The organism is Streptomyces hainanensis, assembly GCF_004348415.1.
Taxonomy (GTDB): domain Bacteria; phylum Actinomycetota; class Actinomycetes; order Streptomycetales; family Streptomycetaceae; genus Streptomyces; species Streptomyces hainanensis.
The window spans coordinates 1-5,376 of sequence record NZ_SMKI01000500.1; the positions used below are offsets into that span (position 1 = coordinate 1).

General features: G+C 72.2%; 4 protein-coding genes, 1 tRNA gene and 1 pseudogene. 4 read left to right on the forward strand and 2 right to left on the reverse strand.

Annotated features, from left to right (window positions below):
- Positions 1-36: 36 nt before the first annotated feature.
- Positions 37-558, reverse strand: a complete 522-nt coding sequence (locus tag E1283_RS31080) for a universal stress protein (protein ID WP_132821513.1) — start codon at positions 556-558, stop codon at positions 37-39.
- 709 nt (positions 559-1,267) lie between these two features.
- On the opposite strand from E1283_RS31080, the pseudogene E1283_RS31085 reads away from it, so the two are divergent.
- The 3 genes and pseudogenes from E1283_RS31085 to E1283_RS31095 all read left to right on the forward strand — a co-directional run.
- Positions 1,268-2,374, forward strand: a pseudogene (locus E1283_RS31085) (GlxA family transcriptional regulator); the annotation flags it as partial.
- Between the two features lie 89 nt (positions 2,375-2,463).
- On the forward strand, positions 2,464-3,060 hold the full coding sequence (gene orn, locus E1283_RS31090) for an oligoribonuclease (protein WP_132821515.1): 597 nt from the start codon (positions 2,464-2,466) through the stop codon (positions 3,058-3,060).
- A 74-nt stretch (positions 3,061-3,134) separates the two neighbouring features.
- Positions 3,135-3,210: transfer RNA gene (locus tag E1283_RS31095), tRNA-His, on the forward strand.
- Positions 3,211-3,309: 99 nt separating this feature from the next.
- On the opposite strand, the gene E1283_RS31100 is transcribed toward E1283_RS31095, so the two are convergent.
- Entirely contained in the window at positions 3,310-4,002 is a 693-nt protein-coding gene (locus tag E1283_RS31100; RefSeq protein WP_132821516.1) for a DUF2637 domain-containing protein, read from the reverse strand.
- Positions 4,003-4,192: 190 nt separating this feature from the next.
- Here E1283_RS31100 and E1283_RS31105 point away from each other — a divergent pair.
- A partial coding sequence (locus tag E1283_RS31105; RefSeq protein WP_207930595.1) for an RNA polymerase sigma factor occupies positions 4,193-5,376 on the forward strand: 1,184 nt, incomplete at its 3' end.

The window sequence follows — 5,376 nt, forward strand, 5'->3', positions numbered from 1 at the left end:
GGGCGGTGCCGGGCCCCACGCGGGGGAGTGCCCGGCTCAGGGGATGACGATCACCGGGCGGCGGGCCCGGCGGGCGAGCCGGCCGGAGACCGAGCCGAAGATCCGGCCGAGCACGCCGTGCGTCGTGCCGACCACGATCGCGTCGGCCGCGTACTCCTGGCCGACCTCCTCCAGCTCGTGGCAGATGTCCCCGCCGCGCTCCAGCAGCACCCAGGGCACCTCGGACAGGTGCTCCGCGCACGCCAACTCAAGGCCCAGCACCTCGGTGCGGTGGTCCGGGACGTCGACCAGGGCCGGCGGCTCGCAGCCCGCCCAGACCGTGGTCGGCAGCCGGTTGGCGACGTGCACGATGATCAGCCCGCAGTTGGACCGGTTCGCCATGCCCACCGCGTAGGCCAGGGCCCGCTCGCTCGAGGTCGAGCCGTCGAAGCCGACCACCACACCATGCTGGAACGCCGGGTCGTGCGATGTGTGCGTCTCGTCCACCAGATCGGGCGTGGACGAGGGATCGACGACGCGCCTGCGATCCGCTGGTTCGGGGAACTCGTATCCAGCCATCGGAGCCTCAGCGGTGGGTCAGTGAGGAAACCTCGGGGTCTTGCCGGGGATGGAGGGGGAGGAACGTTGGTAGTGACGTCACAGGTTCCTCCTCCAGAGTACGGCGTTAGGTACCTAGTGCCCAGGGGCGCTGCTTACAACCCCTGAAACCAGGCACGGAACCGTGACCGAGCAGCATGCCCTACGGGCGGCCCCGGACGCAATGCTTTCGGACACATTGCGGTACCTCCGCTGCCGCTGCGTGACCGCATGCCGGACCCGGCGCCTTCTCTTCTTGACATGTCCGCCCTACCTGCAACGATGCGCCCGGCGCGCGCCCCCGGGGCAAGGTTGCGCGGCCGGTGGTGCCCAGCGTGTGGCCGGTGCGACATTCTTGCTGACGACTTTTATTTTCAGCCAACTTCCCCTTGGATGAACCACGTTGCGCACGCGTCACACCAACCTCGTGGGTATACCTTCAGGGAGAGCCGTGCCGGGCCGTCAGCCCCATCCGTGACATGTCACAGGGGGAAGGCGCACTTCCCCCAACTGCTCCTACGTGTAACGCTTCCTGATCGAATGCTTCGCGCCACGTTGTCATGTCGATTTAGCGCCGAGTGATGAACTTGTCCCGCCGACCTCACCTGACACAGTAGATTCGATCTTGGCAATCACGTCGGGGGAAACGTGCAGGACCGAGAGGATGCGACGACCGAGGGAACTGAGGAGCATGAGCCAGGACCCAACGCACGGCCCCGAGCCCGCAGTAAAGCTCGCCGCCCGACGCCGCCGCGAAGTCGTCGCGGTGTTGCTGTTCAGCGGCAGTCCCATGTTCGAGAGTTCCATCCCGCTGTCCGTCTTCGGCGTCGACCGCCAGGATGCCGGGGTGCCGCGATACCGGCTGCTTGCCTGCGCCGGCGAGGAGGGACCGCTGCGCACCACCGGCGGCCTCGAACTACGCGCGCCCTACGGGCTGGGCGCCGTGGCCAGGGCGGGCACGGTGATCGTGCCGGCCTGGCGGTCCATCACCGGGCCGCCACCCGCCGCGGCGCTGGCCGCGCTGCGGCGCGCGCACAGCGAGGGAGCGAGGATCGTCGGGCTGTGCACGGGCGCCTTCGCGCTCGGGGCGGCCGGCCTGCTCGACGGCAGACCGGCGACCACGCACTGGATGTACGCCCCCACGCTCGCCAAGCGCTACCCGTCGGTCCATGTGGACCCCAGGGAGCTCTTCGTCGACGACGGCGACATCCTGACGTCGGCCGGCACCGCCGCGGGCATCGACCTGTGCCTGCACATCGTCCGCCAGGACCACGGGCCGGAGGCCGCCGCGGCCCTGGCCCGCCGGCTGGTGCTCCCGCCACGGCGGGGGAACGGGGTGGAGACCGGGCAGCAGCGACATCTGGACAGGTCTTTACCAGAGGACATAGGAGCCGACCCGCTGGCGGAGGTGGTGGCCTGGGCGCTCGAACATCTTCACGAGCAGTTCGACGTGGAGACGCTCGCGGCCCGCGCCTACATGAGCCGTCGCACCTTCGACCGGCGCTTCCGTGCCCTTACTGGGAGCGCTCCCCTGCAGTGGTTGATCACCCAGCGGGTGCTCCAGGCACAGCGGCTGCTCGAGGTCTCCGACTACTCGGTGGACGAGGTCGCGGGCCGCTGCGGCTTCCGCTCGCCGGTGGCGCTGCGGGGCCATTTCAGGCGGCAGCTCGGCGCCTCGCCGGCGGCCTACCGGGCCGCCTACCGGGCGCGCCAGCAGGACGGCTCGGCCGGGCGTGCCAAGCCCGTCGGCGACGGCTTCTCGCCCCGCCTGCCGGGGCAGCGGGGGCGCCCGACGTCCTGAGGGGGCGGAGTGAAGGAAGTGCGGCCAGGGGCGCGGGAGGGGAGTTGCAGTGAGTTGGTCGCGCTGAGCGACGTAAGGTTGTTCGCATGAACGATCGCATGGTGTGGATCGACTGCGAGATGACCGGGCTCTCGCTGGCCGACGACGCGCTCATCGAGGTGGCCGCGCTGGTCACCGACTCGGAGCTGAACGTGCTCGGCGAGGGGGTGGACATCGTGATCCGCCCCCCGGCCGCGGCGCTCGAATCGATGCCCGAGGTGGTGCGCACGATGCACACCGCCTCCGGGCTGCTCGACGAGCTGGACGCGGGCACCACCCTGGAGGACGCCGAGCGGCAGGTCCTCGACTACGTGCGCGAGCACGCCCCGGAGGCCGGCAAGACGCCGCTCTGCGGCAACTCGATCGGCACCGACCGCGGCTTCCTGGCCCGCGACATGCCACGGCTCGAGTCGCACCTGCACTACCGGGTGATCGACGTGTCGTCGGTCAAGGAGCTGGCCCGCCGCTGGTACCCGAGGGTGTACTTCAACAGCCCGGAGAAGAGCGGCAACCACCGGGCGCTCGCCGACATCAGGGAGTCGATCGCGGAGCTGCGCTACTACCGCGAGGCCGTCTTCGTCCCGCAGCCAGGCCCGGACTCCGAGTCGGCCCGCCGGATCGCCGCCCAGCACGTGGTCTCCTGAGGGTGCGGGGATAACCGGCGGAACCACCCCCGGCGACCCTGTACACTTTTGAGCGGTCGCCCCGGCGGCACATGGTGGGTGTAGCTCAGTTGGTAGAGCACCTGGTTGTGGTCCAGGTGGTCGCGGGTTCAAGTCCCGTCACTCACCCCAAAGACACTCAAGGCCCCTCCCTGGACACCAGGTGGGGGCCTTTCGTCGTTCCCCGGCGCCGTCGGGAGCCGGGAGCCCCGTGGTCCGGAGTGAGGTGTGTCACACCGCCTCGGCCTGGCCCGCGGTCCCGGGCATCCGCTGCCGGGGCAGCGCGTGGCGCGGCGGACTGATCAGGGTGATCTGCCGGACGATCTGTTGGAAGGCCACGAGCGCCGAGATGGGGGGCAGACCTGCCACGGCCACGTCGGTCACGTGGGGCGGCGCGTGGGCCACGCAGAGGGCGACGGCGAGTCCGGAGAAGAGGACGACCACCGCCCAGGAGTGCCGGGCGTGACGCTGGTGGAGGGCGGCGCGGAGGATGGAGAGCGACGCGACCAGCCAGGGGCCGTAGATCAACATCGGCCAGCAGGCGGTGAGCGCGGTCGACGAGCCGGGGCTCGCGACCTGGCGCAGCGGCCCGTAGGAGATCAGCCCGCCGAGCACGCTGAGCATCGCCACCAGGGTGGCGGCCGTGGCGGCCAGCAGCAGGCTGGACCAGCGCACCCAGCGCACCCTGACCGGCTGGTCCGCCCACTGCGGGCGGCGCCGGCGGCCGCGGTGCCTGGGCAGCGAGGTGGCGCGCGGCGGGTGCTGGATCGGAGGGCCGAACATCCCGGCGAGCCCCGTGAGCGGGGTGGTGTCGTCGGACAGCTCCCACGCCTGGTGGGAGGCGGTCCTGGGCTCCGACAGGGCCGGATGGCCGGCCTCGTCGGAGGGGTACCAGGGTGCGTCGCGGTGCTCAGGCATCGTCATCGGCTCGGGTTCCTCGGCTAGTTGGCGTCATTCCAGCAACGATGCGCGGGATGTGTGGATGTGAGGCATTGGGGTGAAGCGGCCCCGAGCCGGGGCCTGCCCGATGTCTTGACCAAATCGAGCGCACGATCTTGGGTGTTGGCATGCGTCATCGGCGATTCCGATCGCACATCTGTCAGCGGGGGGTCTGATGACCGAGACGGGGGACGAGGCGCCATCGGACGAGGCGCTTCTCTCGCGGGTGAGGCGGGGCGACGACACGGCGTACGGCGAGCTCTACCGGCGGCACGTCGCCGGTGTCCGGCGGTACGCCCGGCTGTGCTGCCACGACCCGCACCTCGCCGAGGACCTGACGGCCGAGGTGTTCGCCAGGACGCTGCGCCTGGTGCGGGCCGGGGCGGGGCCGAACGCCTCGGTGCGGGCCTACCTGCTGACCATCCTGCGCCGGGTGGCCGCGCAGTGGGGCGCCGAGGGGCGGATGGAGCAACCGGTCGCGGAGACCGACCAGTTGGCGACCGGCGTCCGCACCGCGAGCTCGCCGTCCGAGGTGCTGGCGATGTCCAGGGCCGACCGGTCGATGGCCGCCCGCGCCTTCCGCAGCCTGCCGGAGCGCTGGCGGGCGGTGCTGTGGCACACGACGGTCGAGAACGAGCCGGTCAGCCGGGTGGCGCCGCTGCTCGGCCTGACCCCCAACGCGACGGCCGTGCTGGCGTTCCGGGCCCGGGAGGGGCTGCGGACCGCCTACCTCCAGGCCCACGTGTCGTCGTCGCTGACCAGCCAGGAGGAGTGCCGCGAGTACGCGGGGCGGCTCGGCGCCTACGCCCGGCGGCCGTCGCGGCGCCGCGGGTTCCGCGAGCTGCGCCGGCACCTGGACGGCTGCGCGCGCTGCCGGTCCGCCTACCTGGAGCTGGTGGACCTCAACGCGACGTTACGCGGGCTGGCACCGGTGGGGCCGCTGGCGTGGCTGGCGGCCACCAGGATCGCCGGCAAGTCGGCCGGCCTCGCGGCCGAGTGGGGCCCGCACGGCGCGGCCGGGGCCGGCGGGATGCTGGGCCTGGGCAAGGTGGCCGTCTCCGCGTCCTTCGCGCTGGCGACCGGGGTGATGGCGGTCGGCCCGGTGCCGACGCACCACGCCCCGCCGCTCGCCTCCCCCGAGGCCGGCTCGACGGAGGAGCCGGCGGGCGGGCGGCCGCCGCTGGGCGCGCTCGGCGTCCCCGACCCCGTCACGAGCGCCCCGTCCGCCACGGTGCCGTCGCAACGGCGGGCGCCGGAGTCGGAGACGGACCGTGCCGAGGCGGACGGGCGGGCCGGGACGGACGACGGGTCGGCGGGCGAGCCGGCGGGGGCCGCGTCGGTGGCGGACGACCAGGGCGA